This window comes from Mycobacterium sp. SMC-2, assembly GCF_025263485.1.
In the GTDB taxonomy this organism is placed as follows: domain Bacteria; phylum Actinomycetota; class Actinomycetes; order Mycobacteriales; family Mycobacteriaceae; genus Mycobacterium.
The window spans coordinates 2512871-2528593 of record NZ_CP079863.1; the positions used below are offsets into that span (position 1 = coordinate 2512871).

At 68.6% G+C, this 15723-nt stretch carries 16 protein-coding genes and 3 pseudogenes; 12 read left to right on the forward strand and 7 right to left on the reverse strand.

Translation table 11 applies throughout. The features are described 5' to 3' along the window. Window positions 1-198: 198 nt before the first annotated feature. The 3 genes from istB to KXD96_RS11915 form a co-directional block, all read right to left on the reverse strand. Window positions 199-1011 carry an IS21-like element ISMyma9 family helper ATPase IstB gene (gene istB, locus KXD96_RS11905; protein WP_225601307.1) on the reverse strand — a complete coding sequence of 271 codons (813 nt, stop codon included), beginning with the start codon at window positions 1009-1011 and terminating at the stop codon, window positions 199-201. After that, the gene (gene istA, locus KXD96_RS11910; protein WP_225601309.1) at window positions 1011-2228 is read right to left on the reverse strand and encodes an IS21 family transposase; all 1218 of its coding nucleotides are present in this window, start codon (window positions 2226-2228) and stop codon (window positions 1011-1013) included. Before istA ends, istB begins: the two co-directional genes overlap by 1 nt. A gap of 355 nt (window positions 2229-2583) precedes the next feature. Continuing rightward, complete coding sequence (locus KXD96_RS11915) at window positions 2584-3009, reverse strand: hypothetical protein (protein ID WP_260744743.1); 426 nt, start codon at window positions 3007-3009, stop codon at window positions 2584-2586. Window positions 3010-3093: 84 nt separating this feature from the next. Between KXD96_RS11915 and KXD96_RS28770 the strand changes: the two are divergent. Beyond that, window positions 3094-3192, forward strand: a pseudogene (locus KXD96_RS28770) (hypothetical protein); the annotation flags it as partial. A gap of 14 nt (window positions 3193-3206) precedes the next feature. On the opposite strand, the gene KXD96_RS11920 reads toward KXD96_RS28770, so the two are convergent. Beyond that, window positions 3207-3350, reverse strand: a complete 144-nt coding sequence (locus KXD96_RS11920) for a hypothetical protein (RefSeq protein ID WP_260744744.1) — start codon at window positions 3348-3350, stop codon at window positions 3207-3209. Between the two features lie 116 nt (window positions 3351-3466). Between KXD96_RS11920 and dprA the strand changes: the two genes are divergently transcribed. From dprA to KXD96_RS11940, 4 genes are read left to right on the forward strand one after another with little or no spacing between them, the layout of a single operon-like run. Further along, window positions 3467-4630, forward strand: coding sequence for a DNA-processing protein DprA (gene dprA, locus KXD96_RS11925; protein WP_260745339.1), 1164 nt, complete (start codon window positions 3467-3469; stop codon window positions 4628-4630). 33 nt (window positions 4631-4663) lie between these two features. Beyond that, complete coding sequence (locus tag KXD96_RS11930; RefSeq protein ID WP_260744745.1) at window positions 4664-5515, forward strand: siderophore-interacting protein; 852 nt, start codon at window positions 4664-4666, stop codon at window positions 5513-5515. A gap of 42 nt (window positions 5516-5557) precedes the next feature. Continuing rightward, entirely contained in the window at window positions 5558-6721 is a 1164-nt protein-coding gene (locus KXD96_RS11935; protein WP_260744746.1) for a lactate 2-monooxygenase, read from the forward strand. Window positions 6722-6754: 33 nt separating this feature from the next. Beyond that, a complete protein-coding gene (locus KXD96_RS11940; protein WP_260744747.1) occupies window positions 6755-7645 on the forward strand; it encodes a tyrosine recombinase XerC in 891 nt (296 codons plus the stop codon). A 174-nt stretch (window positions 7646-7819) separates the two neighbouring features. On the opposite strand, the pseudogene KXD96_RS11945 reads toward KXD96_RS11940, so the two are convergent. Continuing rightward, window positions 7820-8312, reverse strand: a pseudogene (locus tag KXD96_RS11945) (M23 family metallopeptidase); the annotation flags it as partial. A 272-nt stretch (window positions 8313-8584) separates the two neighbouring features. Here KXD96_RS11945 and rpsB point away from each other — a divergent pair. From rpsB to KXD96_RS11960, 3 genes are read left to right on the forward strand one after another with little or no spacing between them, the layout of a single operon-like run. Next, entirely contained in the window at window positions 8585-9418 is an 834-nt protein-coding gene (rpsB, locus tag KXD96_RS11950) for a 30S ribosomal protein S2 (protein WP_260744748.1), read from the forward strand. A gap of 1 nt (window position 9419) precedes the next feature. Then, window positions 9420-10235 (forward strand): translation elongation factor Ts, encoded by an 816-nt coding sequence (gene tsf / locus KXD96_RS11955; RefSeq protein ID WP_260744749.1) that lies wholly within the window; start codon window positions 9420-9422, stop codon window positions 10233-10235. 31 nt (window positions 10236-10266) lie between these two features. Next, window positions 10267-11664, forward strand: a complete 1398-nt coding sequence (locus KXD96_RS11960) for an amidase (RefSeq protein ID WP_260744750.1) — start codon at window positions 10267-10269, stop codon at window positions 11662-11664. Window position 11665: 1 nt separating this feature from the next. Here the strand turns inward: KXD96_RS11960 and KXD96_RS11965 are convergent, their stop codons facing one another. After that, a complete protein-coding gene (locus KXD96_RS11965; RefSeq protein WP_260744751.1) occupies window positions 11666-12085 on the reverse strand; it encodes a MarR family winged helix-turn-helix transcriptional regulator in 420 nt (139 codons plus the stop codon). A gap of 129 nt (window positions 12086-12214) precedes the next feature. Here KXD96_RS11965 and KXD96_RS11970 point away from each other — a divergent pair, with 129 nt between their 5' ends. Continuing rightward, window positions 12215-12628: a ChaB family protein gene (locus tag KXD96_RS11970; protein ID WP_260744752.1), complete on the forward strand. Its 414-nt coding sequence runs from the start codon at window positions 12215-12217 to the stop codon at window positions 12626-12628. Window positions 12629-12654: 26 nt separating this feature from the next. Next, window positions 12655-12918, forward strand: coding sequence for a hypothetical protein (locus tag KXD96_RS11975; protein WP_260744753.1), 264 nt, complete (start codon window positions 12655-12657; stop codon window positions 12916-12918). Window positions 12919-12935: 17 nt separating this feature from the next. On the opposite strand, the pseudogene KXD96_RS11980 reads toward KXD96_RS11975, so the two are convergent. Further along, a pseudogene (locus KXD96_RS11980) lies at window positions 12936-13725 on the reverse strand (SDR family oxidoreductase). A gap of 368 nt (window positions 13726-14093) precedes the next feature. Here KXD96_RS11980 and KXD96_RS11985 point away from each other — a divergent pair. Together KXD96_RS11985 and KXD96_RS11990 are read left to right on the forward strand one after the other, a co-directional pair. After that, entirely contained in the window at window positions 14094-14651 is a 558-nt protein-coding gene (locus tag KXD96_RS11985) for an MPT63 family protein (protein ID WP_260744754.1), read from the forward strand. A gap of 91 nt (window positions 14652-14742) precedes the next feature. Further along, a complete protein-coding gene (locus tag KXD96_RS11990; RefSeq protein ID WP_260744755.1) occupies window positions 14743-15678 on the forward strand; it encodes a lysophospholipid acyltransferase family protein in 936 nt (311 codons plus the stop codon). The last annotated feature ends 45 nt before the right edge of the window (window positions 15679-15723 follow it).

Genomic DNA, 15723 nt, shown 5'->3' on the forward strand with positions numbered 1-15723 from the left:
CCGCTGATTGATTACCGAAAGGTTGTACTAGGGAGTACGGATCAGCGGGAGATCGCTGGTGGGCTCTCGTCAACCCACGGCCAGCGAAACGCACGGAGCTTGGCTCGGAGCACGTGCAAAAGAGAACCCCCTCCGTTTTCTGTCGGCCCCGGTCGAATTTTGAGCAGTTTCTTCCGGTCGAAAACTGAGCAGGTTTGTTTACGGGGTTGAGTCTGCCTGACGGTCGGCTTCGACGGAGGGCAGGGACTCGATTGCGGTGTGTTTGATGCGGTAGCTGGCCCCTTTGAGGGCGATGACGTCGGCGTGGTGCACGATGCGGTCGATCATCGCTGAGGCGATGGTGGCCTCGCCGAAGACCTGGCCCCACCGGGAAAACGGCAGGTTAGAGGTCAAGATGATCGAGGATTTCTCGTATCGGGTGGACACCAGTTGGAAGAACAGGTTGGCCGCTTCGGTGTCGAAGGGTATGTAGCCGACTTCATCGATGACGATCAGCCCGATGCGCGAGATTTTGCGCAGCTCGGAATCGAGGCGCCCGATGCGGTGGGCTTCGGCCAGCCGGGTGACCCAGCCGGTGGCCGCCGCGAAGGCGACCCGGTGCCCGGCCTGGGCGGCTGCGATCGTTAACGCGGTCGCCAAGTGTGTTTTGCCGGTGCCCGGTGGTCCTAGCAGCACGATGTTGCGGGCTTCGGCCAGCCAGCCGCCGGCTTCTAGGCGGGCGATCTGTGCGCGGTCGACGTGGGGTTGGGCGGTGAAGTCGAAGTCGTTGATCGTTTTGATCGCCGGGAACCCCGCATAGCGGATGCGTTGCCGGGCACCAGATTCGGCCCGGGCATTGGATTCCACGGCTAGCACGGCAGCCAGGTAGTCCTCGAGTGACCAGCCCGCAGCGCGGCCTTGTTCGGCCAGCCGCCCGTAGTGGGCGGCGATCCGCGGGGCTTTGAGCAGCCGGGATTGGTGGGCGATCAGCTTGTCCGCCTCCCCGGGAACGGGAGCGCGTTTGGTGGCCATCAGGCGACCTCCCCGGTCCCAAACAGCGCGTCATAGGCCCCTAGATCGGCGACTTGGACCTCCACGTCCATGTGAGCACCCGCCGTCGGGCGGTCCCGGAAGTTCTCCCGCATGATCGCCGCCGCGGCCAGATGCTCAGGATCACCAACCAATCCCGCGGTGCCCCAGAGCCGTTGGTGGTCAGCGACCACCCGCTCACCACAGCGGGCCATCACCCGATCCAGCGATACGGACACGGTGATCATCCGACCGATCGCCTCGGGATGCACCGAATAGGCGTTGCCGCCGATGCTGACGTAGTAGTCGCGACCCAGCCGCGTGGTGATCATGGTGCCGGTGGCCGGGGCCACCGGCGGCAGCGCGGCCATCGCCTGCAGATCGGTGCCCAGCGCCTGGGCGGGGATCATCGTGGTCGTAGCGTGCCGGCGTGGGTTGGCCACCTGCGCCAGCCACTGCGCGAGCTGGGTGTTGAAGTCCGCAGGCGAGCAAAACCGCCGACCCGGCAGAAACGACGACCTCAAATAGCCGTTGACCCGCTCGACGAGCCCCTTGGTCTCCGGATCATAGGGGCGGGCCTGGATGAGCCGGGTGCCCAAGACTCCGCAGAACCCGGCCACCCCGTCGGCAAGCCGACCGCGTTGACCAATCCCGGCCTCGTTGTCCCACAACAATGTTCGCGGCACCGCGCCGATGCACCCCGAGAGCAGCTGCCACATGCCGCCCAGCAGATCCCCGGTGACCCGCGACGGGATCATCATCGCGGCGATAAACCGCGAGTAGGCGGCCACCATCACCAATACGGGAAACGATCGCAGCACTCCGGCATGGTCGGGCACCACCCGGCCGGGCAGCCACAGATCGCACTGCACCTGCTCACCGGGCAGATGCACCAGCCGGTCGCACGGATCAGCCGGGGCGTACTCCGGGCGAATCCGGGCAACGTTTTCCCCAAACCACGAGTGCCCACCCGTCCAACCCACTCGCTCGGCGATCACCGTCGCCGGCATCCTCGGATACGCGCTGAGCACCGCTCGCACGGCTGGCTCGAACTGCGCCCACGCCGAGGTCGTCACCGGCGCCCGCTCATAGCGCGGCGGACTATCCGAACCCAGCGCCTTGGCCACAGTGTTGCGTGACAGACCCAGCCGTCGGGCGATCGCAGCCTGCGACAACTTCTCCGACCGATACAGCCGGCGGATCTCAGCCCAATCCTCCACAGTGATCACTCTCCAATCGAAGGGTGCTCACTTTTCGACCGGAATCACCTGCTCACTTTTCGACCGGAACCGACACGTTTTCTGTCATTTAGCGGAGGGGGTTTTCTGTTGGCTGGGGAGGCCGGATCTAACGCTACGCCTCAATTCGGATTAGGTGCGATCCCTTGGCAGGTCACGGTAATCGGCGAACACAACACCGGCCCGTTATTCCAGCCACCGTAGTATCCGGGCTGGTCCCATGTCGGCATCAACTCCCCGCCCCACGGCTGCGGAGACGGCTGCGGGGTGCTGTCTGCGTGAGCAGGTGCGGCGACGAACACACCCAACGCCAGGGTTACGAGGGCGAGTGCGGTTTTCACGCCAGGTTCACAATCTCGCCCGCGGAAGCGATTAGCTTGCGCGCCAGATCCAACGCCTCCTCCGGGGAGAGAAGCCAACTCATGTGTGGCGCTACCCCCTTGGGCACCGACACCAACACCGCCAAATCGTCTATGCGCCCATCGGACCATTGCCGGCCGGATGGTTGAACGTGACCGTAGTCCGTCCCCGAGACTGTCCGGCTATAGCCGTCCTCCCATCGGTGTTCTTCCCATCCATCGTCAAACCAGCCCTCGGGCACCTCTATGTGCGCGTACCGGGCGTTTATCGCGTTGCTCTCGATCATGGCTTGCGCAAATCGCAGCGCGCCGCTTTGGGTGAGTTCGTTCTCCCTGTCTTGAAGTTCGTCGTGCTGCTTCTTTGTTAAGTAGCCTTCGAGGTCGCGCCAGGTTGTTACGGTCATCTGTGGTCCTCTCGGTATGGGGGTTGCCGCCACCTTCTCATTGGCTACCGACAATCCCGGTTCTGCTAATTAGATGCCCAGGCGGTCGCGTGGAGCCTGACCGACCTGGCCGGCGGGGTATCGCCCGGTCCGGAGGAGGTCGCGGCCGCGCTCAGCTTCCGGCAGCCGGGGGCGCAGCGATGAGCGCCCGCCTCAGGTCACCAGTAGGCCTCCGTCAGCCAGTCGTTGTGCCCGCCGCGCACCGCTATCGCCGCGGTCACCAGAATGGCGAACGCCGCGATCGCCCACGGGTTCATCGGCCGGGCGGGTGCGGCGAGTTGGGTCGGCAGGCAGACGCTCATCCTTCGCTCCGTTCGTTGCCGGCTGCGCGATGGCGAATGGGGGTCGACGGCAACACATTCGCGTACGGGGCTGAATGGATCCTCGGCGGATTTTTGGGTCCCGGAGCGCGGCAATGATGACCGCGGTCGACGATCCCGTGCTGCGCGCCTGGGCGTACCTGTCGCGGGTGGCCGAGCCACCCTGTCCCGAGCTCGCCGCCCTGGTGCGATGTGTGGGCCCCGTGGAGGCGGCCGACCGGGTCCGCCGCGGCCTGGTCGACGACGGCCTGGCGCGACACACCGCGGCGCGGCGCGAAATCGACTGCGCCGCAGCCGACCTCGAGCTGCTCGCCAGCCGCGGCGCGCGGTTGATCACCCCCGACGACGACGAGTGGCCGCTGCTGGCGTTCGCCGCGTTCGCAAACGCCTCGGGGAAGGCCCGCGGCGCGGCGCCGATGGTGTTGTGGGCGCAGGGCCCCGTCCGGCTCGACGAGGTGGCGCACCGGGCGGCCGCCGTGGTGGGGACTCGGGCGGCGACGGCATATGGCGAGCTGGTGGCCGAGGACTTGGCGGACGGGCTGGTGCAACGCGAGGTGGCCGTCGTCTCCGGCGGTGCCTACGGGATCGACGGCGCGGCGCATCGGGCGGTGCTGAACGCCGACGGGATCACCGTGGCGGTTCTCGCCGGTGGGCTCGACATTCCCTATCCGAGCGGCCACAGCGCGTTGCTGCATCGCATCGGCCAACACGGGTTGCTGTTCACCGAATACCCGCCCGGTGTCCGGCCGGCCCGCCACCGGTTCCTGACCCGCAATCGCCTGGTTGCCGCCGTCGCGGGGGCGGCGGTGGTGGTGGAGGCGGGCCTGCGCAGCGGTGCGGCCAACACCGCGGCCTGGGCGCGGGCGCTGGGACGGGTGGTGGCTGCGGTGCCCGGGCCCGTGACGTCGTCGGCGTCGGCCGGGTGCCACGAGCTGCTGCGCAACGGCGCCGAGGTGGTGACCCGGGCCGACCACATCGTCGAGCTCATCGGCCGCATCGGCGAGCTGGCGGCCGAGGATCCGCACCCGGCAACTGCGCTCGACGGGCTCAGCGACGCCGAGCGCCGGGTCTACGAGGCGCTGCCGGGCCACGGCGCCGCCACAGTCGAGCAGCTCGCGGTCGCGTCGGGCCTCGTGCCCGAGCGGGTACTGGGGCCGCTGGCGATCCTCGAGCTGGCCGGGTTGGTGCAGCGCCAGGAGGGCAGGTGGCGACTCGTCCGGGCCGTGAGCGGCCCAGCTGCTCCGACGACCCGGCTCGTATAGTCGACGGGGGTCGGGTGGGGACAGGAGGGACAAGTGGCGGGTCGGCCTCTGCAACGCTTCGAGGTCGTCGATACCAAGGAGCTCACACCGCACATGGTCGCGGTGGTGCTGGGCAGCAAGGATTTAGACGCCTTCGTGCCCAGGGAATTCACCGACTCCTACGTCAAGTTGGTCTTCGTTGCGGACGACGTCGACGTCGAGGGATTGCCGAAGCCGTTGACCTTGGACAGCTTTGCCGGCCTGGCCCCCGAGAAGAAGCCGTCGGTGCGGACCATGACCGTCCGCCACGTCGACGTGGCGGCCCGCGAGATCACACTGAACATCGTCGTGCACGGCGAGCACGGGATCGCGGGCCAATGGGCCGCGGCGGCCCAGCCCGGCCAGCGGATCTACCTGATGGGCCCCGGCGGTGCCTACAGGCCCGACCCGGCCGCCGACTGGCATCTGCTGGCGGGCGACGAATCGGCGCTCCCGGCGATCGCCGCGGCGCTGGAAGCGTTGCCGCCCGGGGCCGTCGGCAAGGCGTTCATCGAGGTGGCCGGCCAGGAGGACGAGATTCCGTTGACCGCGCCGGAAGGCGTCGAGGTGCATTGGGTCTATCGCGGTGGCCGGGCCGACCTGGTCCCCGAGGACCGTGCCGGCGACCACGCCCCGCTGATCGAGGCGGTCACCACCACGCCGTGGCTGCCCGGGCAGGTGCACGTCTTCATCCACGGCGAGGCGCAAAGCGTCATGCACAATCTGCGGCCCTACATCCGCAAGGAGCGCGGTGTGGACGCCAAGTGGGCGTCGTCGATCTCGGGCTACTGGCGGCGCGGCCGCACCGAAGAGACGTTCCGGCAATGGAAGAAGGAACTGGCCGAGGCGGAGGCCGGCGCCTCGTAGCGGGCTCGTCGGTCCGAGCGCCGGCTGGCATCCTGTACTCCCATGGCGCATTTCGGGGACTACCAGAACGAGATCTACCTGCGGGGCCTGGGCGGGGTGGTGCCGCCGCTGCCGATGGCCTTCGCCGAGCTGGAGGCCAAGGCCGCCACGGCGCTGCCGCCGTCGGTGTGGTCGTACGTGGCGGGCGGGGCCGGCGATGAGCGCACCCAGCGGGCCAACTGCGAGGCCTTCGAGCGGTGGGGCCTCATCCCACGCATGTTTGTCGGCGCCGCCGAACGTGACCTGTCCGTCGAGCTGTTCGGGATGACCCTGCCGGCGCCGGTGTTCATGGCGCCCATCGGTGTCATCGGCATCTGCGCCCAAGACGGCCACGGCGACTTGGCCACCGCGCGCGCGGCCGCAAGCACCGGTGTCCCGATGGTCGCCTCCACGCTGACGGTCGACCCGATGGAAGACGTCGCGTCCGCCCTCGGCGACACCCCGGGGTTTTTCCAGCTGTACACGCCGAACGACCGCGAGCTGGCCGCCAGCCTGGTGCAGCGCGCCGAAGCGGCCGGGTTCAAGGGCATCGTCGTCACGCTCGACACCTGGGTGACCGGCTGGCGCCCCCGCGATCTGAGCACATCCAACTTCCCGCAGCTGCGCGGGCACTGCCTGGCCAACTACACCAGCGACCCGGTCTTCCGCGCCGGCCTGGCACGCTCGCCCGAGGAGGACCCACAGGGCGCGGTGCTGCGCTGGGTGCAGGTCTTCGGGTCCGCGCTGACCTGGGGCGACCTGCCCTGGCTGCGTTCGCTCACCGACCTGCCGCTGCTCGTCAAGGGCATCTGTCATCCCGACGACGCGCGGCGGGCCAAGGACGGCGGAGTGGACGGCATCTACTGCTCCAACCACGGGGGCCGGCAGGCCAACGGCGGCCTGCCCGCGCTCGATTGCCTACCGGAGGTGGTCGAGGCGGCCGACGGCCTTCCGGTGCTGTTCGACTCGGGGATCCGCAGCGGCGCCGACATCATCAAGGCGCTCGCGCTGGGTGCGACCGCGGTCGGCATCGGCCGCCCGTACGCCTACGGCCTGGCCCTCGGCGGGGTCGACGGCATCGTGCACGTGCTGCGGATGATGCTCGCCGAAGCCGACCTCATCATGGCCGTCGACGGATATCCCCAGCTCAAAGATCTCACCCCGGACACGCTTCGGCGCGTCGACTGAGCCAGGCCCACGGCTGCTGCGAACGTTTCAGGCGTGGAGGGCATCCTCGAGGAGTTCGACGAGTACCTGGCGTTGCAATGCGGCCGTTCGGCGCACACCCGGCGGGCCTACCTCGGCGACTTGCGCTCGCTGTTCGCCTTTCTTGGCGGCCGCGGGCCGGACGCGTTGAGCCTGCCGGTGCTGCGCTCGTGGTTGTCGGCCGCGGCTGCGGCGGGCGCTGCCCGCACGACGCTGGCCCGTCGCACCTCGGCGGTCAAGGCGTTCACCGCATGGGCCGCGCGGCGCGGCCTGCTGGCCGGGGATCCGGCGGCCCGGCTGCAGGTGCCGAAGGCGCACCGCACCCTGCCGGCGGTGCTGCGCCAAGACCAGGCGCTCGACGCCATGGCCGCCGCGAAATCGGGTGCCCGACAAGGGGATCCGATGGCCTTGCGGGACCGGCTGATCGTCGAGATGTTGTATGCCACCGGGATTCGGGTGAGCGAGCTGTGCGGCCTGGACATCGACGACGTGGACACCCGCCACCGGCTGGTCCGGGTGCTCGGCAAGGGCAACAAGCAGCGCACCGTGCCGTTCGGGCTGCCGGCCGCCGAGGCGCTCGGGGCCTGGCTGGACGAGGGGCGGCCCGCACTGGTGACCTCCGGGTCCGGCCCGGCCCTGTTGCTGGGCGCGCGCGGGCGGCGGCTCGACGTGCGCCAGGCGCGCACCGTCGTGCACCAGACGGTCGCGGCGGTGGACGGCGCGCCGGACATGGGGCCGCACGGGCTGCGGCACAGCGCGGCGACGCACCTGCTGGAGGGCGGGGCCGACCTGCGGGTCGTGCAGGAGCTGCTCGGCCATTCCAGCCTGGCGACCACCCAGCTCTACACCCATGTCGCCGTCTCGCGGCTACGGGCGGTGCACGATCAGGCCCACCCGCGGGCATGAACGTGCGTCGGTGGCGTTGCGTCTTCATCGGCGGCGTCGCGTGTGCGTTGACGGCTTCCCGCGTGCGTTGACGGCTTCCCGCGTGCGTTGACGGCGCGGTATCCGCGAAATTCGCGCCCTGGGCGCACACGCAAAGCCCTGGGCGCACGCGCAAAGCCCTGGGTGCACGCGCAAAGCCCTGCAGCGGTTTGAGACGGATCGGAGTCGACCTCACCAGGCCCAGCGGGTCGACGTAGTGGGCGCCCGATGCCGGACCCCACATCGCGCCCCAGTGCAGGCAGGCCGCGGCCCGGCAGCCGCCATGCCCTGCCTCCAATGAGCCGATCACGGTCTGCGCCGTCACCGGCTGACCGGCCCGCACCGCGGCCCGGACCGGCTCGTAGCTGGTGCGCAGCCCGCCGGGGTGGGCCAGCGACACCACCGGCCGCCCCGCCAGCTGACCGGCGAACACCACGATGGCGGGGCCCGCGGCGTACACCGGCTGACCAGGGGAGCCGGCCAGGTCCACCCCCCGATGCCCGGGCTTCCAGTCCGGTGACGGGGCGTCGAATCCGCGCGCGACGGCGGGCGGCGGGCGCAGCGGCCAGTCGAGGCGAACGTCGTCCGCAACCGCCGGCGCCGCGCCGAGCACCGTCAGCCACAGCAAAAGCCAGAAAACCCGTCGCATCGGCTCAGTTCATTGCCGCGCCGGCGCCGGCGCCACTCAGGTGCCGCCGGTGCTGTGCAAAACCACCAGCTGATTCGGTGTAAACTCCTGGTCGCAGCTCGTTCGCGGGCTGACTTCGCGCGTCCGCCGCGTCTCCCGCTCAACTGGGAGTTCGCACCGCGTGCCGGGCGGTCCTCGCCAGGGATTTTCCTGGCGAGGTCCGGCATCGCAGCAGACGCCAGGGCCCGGCTTCACCCGATGCCGGGCGACAACCGACACACAAAGGCATAAGCATGGCCGTCGTAACCATGAAGCAGCTGCTGGACAGCGGCACCCACTTCGGGCACCAGACCCGTCGTTGGAATCCCAAGATGAAGCGGTTCATCTTCACCGACCGCAACGGCATCTACATCATCGACCTGCAGCAGACGCTGACCTTCATCGACAAGGCGTACGAGTTCGTCAAGGAGACCGTCGCCCACGGAGGGTCGGTGCTGTTCGTCGGCACCAAGAAGCAGGCGCAGGAATCGGTCGCGGCCGAGGCGACCCGTGTCGGCATGCCGTACGTGAACCAGCGCTGGCTGGGCGGGATGCTGACCAACTTCTCCACGGTGCACAAGCGGCTGCAGCGCCTCAAGGAGCTCGAGGCGATGGAGCAGACCGGCGGCTTCGAGGGCCGCACCAAGAAGGAAATCTTGATGCTGACCCGGGAGAAGAACAAGCTGGAGCGCAGCCTGGGCGGTATCCGCGACATGGCCAAAGTGCCGTCGGCGATCTGGGTCGTCGACACCAACAAGGAGCACATCGCCGTCGGCGAGGCCCGCAAGCTCGGTATCCCGGTCATCGCGATCCTGGACACCAACTGCGACCCCGACGAGGTGGACTACCCGATCCCGGGCAACGACGACGCGATCCGCTCGGCCGCGCTGCTGACCAAGGTGATCGCCTCCGCGGTTGCCGAGGGCCTGCAGGCCCGCGCCGGAGTCGGCCGCGGCGATGGCAAGCCCGAGGCGGAAGCCGCCGAGCCGCTGCCCGAATGGGAGCAGGAACTGCTGGCCTCCGCTGCTGCTGCCGCCCCCACCGAAGCCGCTGGGGGCGCACCCGAATCAACCCCCACGGAAGGCTAATATGGCCAACTTCACCGCCGCCGACGTCAAGAAGCTTCGGGAACTCACCGGCGCCGGCATGCTCGACTGCAAGAACGCGCTGGCCGAAAGTGACGGCGACTTCGACAAGGCCGTCGAGGCGTTGCGCATCAAGGGCGCCAAGGACGTCGGCAAGCGCGCCGAGCGCGCCACGGCCGAGGGTCTGGTCGCGGCCAAGGGCGGCGCGCTGATCGAGCTCAACTCCGAGACCGACTTCGTCGCCAAGAACGCCGAGTTCCAGGCTCTGGCCGACCAGATCGTGGACGCCGCGCTGGGCGCCAAGGCCACCGACGTCGACGCGCTCAAGGCCGCGAAGGCCGGCGACACGACGGTCGAGCAGGCCATCGCCGACCTGTCGGCCAAGATCGGTGAGAAGCTCGAGCTGCGCCGCGTGGCGTACTTCGACGGCACCGTCGAGGCCTACCTGCACAAGCGGGCGGCCGACCTGCCGCCGGCCGTCGGCGTGCTGGTCGAGTACACCGGCTCGGACTCCGATGCCGCGCATTCCGTCGCGCTGCAGATCGCGGCCCTCAAGGCGCGCTACCTGTCCCGCGACGACGTGCCCGAAGACGTGGTGGCCAGCGAGCGCCGCATCGCCGAGGAAACGGCCAAGGCGGAGGGCAAGCCCGAGCAGGCGTTGCCCAAGATCGTCGAGGGCCGGTTGAACGGTTTCTTCAAGGACGCGGTGCTGCTGGAGCAGCCGTCGGTGTCCGACAGCAAGAAGACGGTCAAGGCCCTGCTCGACGAGGCCGGCGTAACCGTGACACGGTTCGTGCGCTTCGAAGTGGGCCAGGCCTAAGCCCCGCGCGGGGGCGAGCTAGCGTCGATCCATGCAACACGTGCACGCGTTCGGCGACGACGCCCTCGGTGATCTGGACGCGGTGGGCCTGGCCCACGCGATCCAGGCCGGCTGGGTCAGCAGGGCTGAGGTGGTCGAGGCCGCCATCGCCCGCACCGAGGCCGTCGATCCGGTCCTCAACGGCCTGGCGTATGCCGCCTTTACGCAGGCGCGTACCGCCGCGGCGGCGAACGGCTTTTTCGACGGCGTCCCCACCTTCGTCAAGGACAACGTCGACGTCGCCGGCCAGCCCACCATGCACGGCAGCGACGCCTGGGCGCCGTGGCATGCCGTGGCGGACAGCGAATTCGCGCGGGTGTACCTGGGCACCGGCCTGACGTCGATCGGCAAGACGCAGCTCTCGGAGTTCGGGTTCAGCGCCTCCGCGGAACACCCCCGGCTGGGGCCGGTCCGCAACCCATGGAACACCGACTACACCGCGGGCGCCTCGTCGTCGGGCTCGGGCGCGTTCGTCGCCGCCGGCGTGGTGCCGATCGCGCACGCCAACGACGGCGGCGGCTCCATCCGCATCCCGGCCGCCTGCAACGGGCTGGTCGGGCTCAAGCCGTCGCGCGGGCGGTTGCCGCTGGACCCGACGCTGCGCCGGATGCCGGTGGGCGTCGTCGCCAACGGCGTGCTGACCCGTTCGGTGCGCGACACCGCGGCGTTCTACCGGGAGGCCGAGCGGATCTGGCGTAACCCCAGGCTGGCGCCGGTCGGCGACGTCAGCGGGCCGGGCAGGCAGCGGTTGCGGATCGCGGTGGTGACCCGCTCGGTCCAGCGGGAGTGCAGTCCCCAGATGCGGGAACTGACGCTGAAGTCGGCCGGGCTGCTCGAAGAATTGGGCCACCGCGTCGAGCGCGTCGACGAGCCGCCGGTGCCGGTTAGCTTCGTCGAAGATTTCATCCTGTATTGGGGATTCCTCGCGCTGGCCCAGGTGCGCAGCGGGCGGCACATGTTCGGCAAAACGTTCGATCGCGCGCGGCTGGACAACCTGACCCTCGGCCTAGAACGGCACGCGGCCCGCAACTTTCACCGGCTTCCGTTGGCGATCATGCGACTGCGCCGGACCCGCAGGCGCACCGCGCGGTTCTTCGGCACCTACGACGCGGTGCTCACCCCGACCGTGGCCGACGAGACGCCGCGCATCGGCTTTCTCGCCCCCACCGACTACCGGCAGGTGCTGGATCGGCTGATCGACTGGGTTTCCTTCACCCCGCTGCAGAACGTCACCGGCGAGCCGGCGATCTCGCTGCCGTTGGCGCAGTCCTCCGAAGGCATGCCGGTGGGCATGATGATCTCGGCCGACGTCGGGCAGGAGGCGCTGCTGCTCGAGCTGGCCTACGAATTGGAGGAGGCCCGGCCCTGGGCCCGGATCCACACCTCGTGAGCTAATCGGAGCCGAGCTTGTCGAGCATCCGCTTGAACTCGCGCTGCTGGGGTTCCGTCAGCTTGGCCAGGATGCGAGCATCGGCAGTCCGCACCGCGCCCTCCGCGCGCTTGAGCAGGGCGCGGCCCTGACCGGTCAGCGTGGCGGGTAGCGCGCGGCCGCTGGACACCGATGTCGGGCGTGCCACGGCGCCAATGTCTTCCAGCTTGCGCAGAACCGTGTTCATCGCCTGCGGTGTCACGCCCGCCTGCCGGGACAGTTCGGCGCTCGACATCCCCGGGAACATGGAAAGCATACGCAGGCAGACGAATTCGGGCAGCGTCAGGCCGAGCGGGCCCAACACGGCGGAAACCTCGGGGCGCAGCAGGCTCATCACCCGGTAGAGCAGGTAACCAAGCGGGGCGTCTTCGGCCTGAACCATGTCAACGATCTTGACATATTTGCGGTGTCGGGACGTCCAGTTCCGAGCGCGAAGTCGTGATTGCCGGCCCGTCGAAGGGGTAACCGACACCGATAAAACGTCACCAGCACGGGCTTATCGGGAGGTTCCATGCCGAAGACTACCAAGGACGGCACGCCGAAGAAGGGAGAGTTGCCGAGCACCTTGCAGCGCTCCAGCGCCAAAGCGCAACGCACATTCGCGAAAACGCACGATTCGGCCGCCGACGAATACGGCAGCGAAGAGCGCGCCCACCGGGTGGCCTATTCCGCCCTCAAGCACAGTTTCGAAAAGGTCGACGACCATTGGGAGCCCAAAGACAAGAAGGGCCCCTCCGACGAGCGCGCGAAAAGCGGTGGGCCGCGCGCCAGCGGTCAGACGGCCGAGGGCGTCGACGCGAACGCGAGCAAAAAACACCTGCTCGATGTGGCGCGCCGGCTCGACGTGCGCGGCAGGTCGACGATGAACAAGTCGGAGCTGGTCGACGCGATCAAGAAGCACAATCGGCGCGTCCGCGGCCGCTGAGAGCCGCGCCCGTCGGCCGCACCGATGTGAGCCAGACATCACCCGGGCCCGGTTTGGAGCCGCGGCCGCCGGGCATCCCGCCCGACACCTACAACGACGCCGACCAGGTCACCGCGTCGGTCACCATCGCCGACGATCGCGACCCCGACGGCAGCTACGACCACTGCGTCAGCGTCTCGGTGTTGGGCTTCGGGGGCACGCAGTGCTACCGGGTCTGCCCGCCGGATCCCTCCAACCCGTCCGTCCCACTCGGCTGGACTCCCGGCATGGTGTGCCCGTTCCGTCCCTGACTGACGAGGCGCGCGGTTTAAAGGATCGGCCGGCCGCCGGTCATGGCCACCCGTGCGCCGGAGATGTACTCGCGTCGTCGGAGGCCAACAGCACATAGATGGGGGCCAGCTCGACGGGTTGGCCGGCGCGGCCCAGCGGCACGTTGTCGCCGAACGATTCCACGCTGTCCGGCGGCATGGTCGAGGGAATCAGCGGTGTCCATATCGGGCCTGGCGCCACGCTGTTCACCCGAATTCCCTTGTCGCCCAGCAGTTGAGCGAGGCTGGCCGAGAAGTTGGCGATGGCGGCCTTGGTCGCCGCGTAGGGCGCCAGGGTGGGGTTCGGCGTGTCGGAGTTGACCGATGAACTGCCGATGATCGACGCCCCGGGGTTCATGTGCGGCACGGCCGCCTTGGTGAGGCAAAAGTATGCGCCGACGTTGAGCCGGAACGTGTAATCCCATTCCTCACCGCTGATCTCGTCCAGGCTGTGGTGCATCATCTGGTAGGCGGCGTTGTTGACCAGGATGTCGATGCCGCGGAATTCTCCGACGGCCCGGTCGACGACGGTGCGGCAATGTGCCGCGTCGGAGAGGTCGCCGGAAACCAGTACGCATCTGCGCCCGGCATCTTCCACATAGCGGGCCACGTCGCGGGCGTCGTCGTCCTCGTTGAGGTACGAGATCGGCACGTCGGCGCCTTCGCGGGCGAAAGCGATTGCGACCGCGCGGCCGATGCCGCTATCGCCGCCAGTGATGATCGCCCTTTTGCCGGTGAGTTTGCCCGAGCCCGGTAACTGTTTTCGCCGCAGTCGGGAACGGGGTTCATCCGGGCCTGCACACCCGGGGCGGTTTGTTGTTGAGGCGCAAAGCCATGTGTGTCCTCTATTCGTGTCGAGAATTGGTAGCGGGCAACGCCGGCTTCAGGGCTCGCGCGTCACCGGACCCGCGGTGGCTGATCGCTCGTCTGAGCCCGCCGTGGTTGGCGTTGCCTCAGTAACCCGGCGGTACGCATGTAAAGAACTGAGGCGAAAGTCGCTGCCCGGCAAAAGAAAACTCGTTTGTGCAGCTAACGGACCCGGAAATTGCCATGACGCCCGCGCAGATGTTTAAAGCGGCTGGTGCGTGGTTATCTCCGGCCTATGTGCGGAATTGCCCTTCCGGGGGGCGATTGTTCAACACGAAAGGAAATGAGCAATGAAGGTCACCAAGAGGGCGATTAAGACGGCTGTCGCTGCCGGCGGGATAGCGGCCGCAAGCGTCTTCGCCGCAATACCGGCGTCTGCCGCGCCCAACATTCAGGGCTTCGGCACCAGCGAACAACTCGTCGACGGGCCCATGGTCACCAACTACACGGTGAGCAACCTGCAGCCGAGCAATGTCTCGATTCCGGGTTACACGCCGAAGGGGACGCTCTACCAGGCGGACATCACCGCCAGGTCGGACGGCGGGCTCGTTACCCCGATGGTCAAGGACTTCAGCGCCCGCGGGCCCAACGGTCAGACCTACAAGCTGATCGATAAGGCCGGGGCACCGAACGCCCTGAACCCGGCGCCGATTCCGCAGGGTAGCGAATCGACCGGCACCCTGTACTTCGACGTGACCGGCGCGCCGCCGAATGGCGTCGTCTACAACGACGGATTGCAGGACATCCTGATCTGGACGTCCAACGTGCCGGGTGGCGCCGCACCGGGCGCACCGTCGAACGCGAGCCCGGCACCGGGCGCTCCGCCCGCCCCGGCACCGCACACGTAATCGGCTGCAAAAATCTCCCCGCGCCACCCCATGGCGCGGGGAGATTTGCATATGGGGAATCCCGCGCGCCCGAATCGGGTATGCGACAGACATGAGTAATCCCGATCACAGGCCAGCCGAAGTACGTGCGCAAGCGAAACGCCAGGCCACGCGGGCGCGAGTGAGCATGGAAGAGCGGCGCGCCAAGCAGGACGGCGGCGTCGCAGGCTGGGTCGCCGAGCGCGCCGGCAGGTGGGATCTCAGCGGCCAGGACGAGGCCACGCTGCAGCGGCAGAAATATCTGTGGAATGTGCTGGTGGACTACTGGTTTCGCATGGAGATCGACGGCTGGGAGAACATACCGCCGCCGCCGGCGCTGCTGGTGGGGATCCACTCCGGCGCCCCCTTCGTCTGGGACGCCTGGACTGTGGGTCTGCAATGGTGGCGGCGCTTCGGTCAGGAACGCCCGCTGCACGGCACGGCCCACGACGCGTTGATGGCCATTCCGCTGATCGGCCGCTACTTCCGGTCGATGGGTGTGCTGCCGGCCGCCCCGGACGCGATCGCCACCGCCCTGGCCGAAGGTCGTGACGTTGCGCTGTGGCCCGGTGGGGAGGTGGACTCGCTGCGCCCGTGGACCGAGCGTGACCGGGCGAACCTGGCGGGCCGAAAAGGCTTCGTGAAGATGGCGATTCGGGCCGGTGTGCCAGTCGTGCCGATCGCCACGGTCGGCGGTGCCGACGCCATGCCGGTGCTGATCCGCGGTGACAAGCTGTCGAAGGCCCTGCAGCTGGACCGCCTGCTGCGCCTCAAAGTGTTCCCCTTGGCGATCTCACTGCCGTGGGGGATCGCGCCGGCGGCGCTTCCACAGCTGCCGCTACCGGCCAAGATCAGGACCCGGTTCATGCCGGCCGTCCAGCTCGACCACGACCCCGCGCGCGCGGACGACGAAGCCTATGTCGACCGTAAGTACCGCGAGATCCAGGACGCGATCCAGGACGGAATGGACGCGCTCGCGCGCAAGCGCGCCTTCCCGCTTTTCGGCTGAACGATCCGCAATCCGTTGAGGGACAAGGTGATTAGCGCCGTCGGC

Coding starts and splice junctions, on each gene's coding strand:
- dprA (WP_260745339.1), top strand. CDS start 3,467: ATGACCGCGGTCGACGATCCCGTGCTGCGCGCCTGGGCGTACCTGTCG.
- KXD96_RS11915 (WP_260744743.1), bottom strand. CDS start 3,009: ATGACCGTAACAACCTGGCGCGACCTCGAAGGCTACTTAACAAAGAAG.
- KXD96_RS11985 (WP_260744754.1), top strand. CDS start 14,094: ATGAAGGTCACCAAGAGGGCGATTAAGACGGCTGTCGCTGCCGGCGGG.
- KXD96_RS11990 (WP_260744755.1), top strand. CDS start 14,743: ATGAGTAATCCCGATCACAGGCCAGCCGAAGTACGTGCGCAAGCGAAA.
- tsf (WP_260744749.1), top strand. CDS start 9,420: ATGGCCAACTTCACCGCCGCCGACGTCAAGAAGCTTCGGGAACTCACC.
- KXD96_RS11920 (WP_260744744.1), bottom strand. CDS start 3,350: ATGAGCGTCTGCCTGCCGACCCAACTCGCCGCACCCGCCCGGCCGATG.
- KXD96_RS11970 (WP_260744752.1), top strand. CDS start 12,215: ATGCCGAAGACTACCAAGGACGGCACGCCGAAGAAGGGAGAGTTGCCG.
- KXD96_RS11935 (WP_260744746.1), top strand. CDS start 5,558: ATGGCGCATTTCGGGGACTACCAGAACGAGATCTACCTGCGGGGCCTG.
- istB (WP_225601307.1), bottom strand. CDS start 1,011: ATGGCCACCAAACGCGCTCCCGTTCCCGGGGAGGCGGACAAGCTGATC.
- rpsB (WP_260744748.1), top strand. CDS start 8,585: ATGGCCGTCGTAACCATGAAGCAGCTGCTGGACAGCGGCACCCACTTC.
- KXD96_RS11960 (WP_260744750.1), top strand. CDS start 10,267: ATGCAACACGTGCACGCGTTCGGCGACGACGCCCTCGGTGATCTGGAC.
- KXD96_RS11965 (WP_260744751.1), bottom strand. CDS start 12,085: ATGGTTCAGGCCGAAGACGCCCCGCTTGGTTACCTGCTCTACCGGGTG.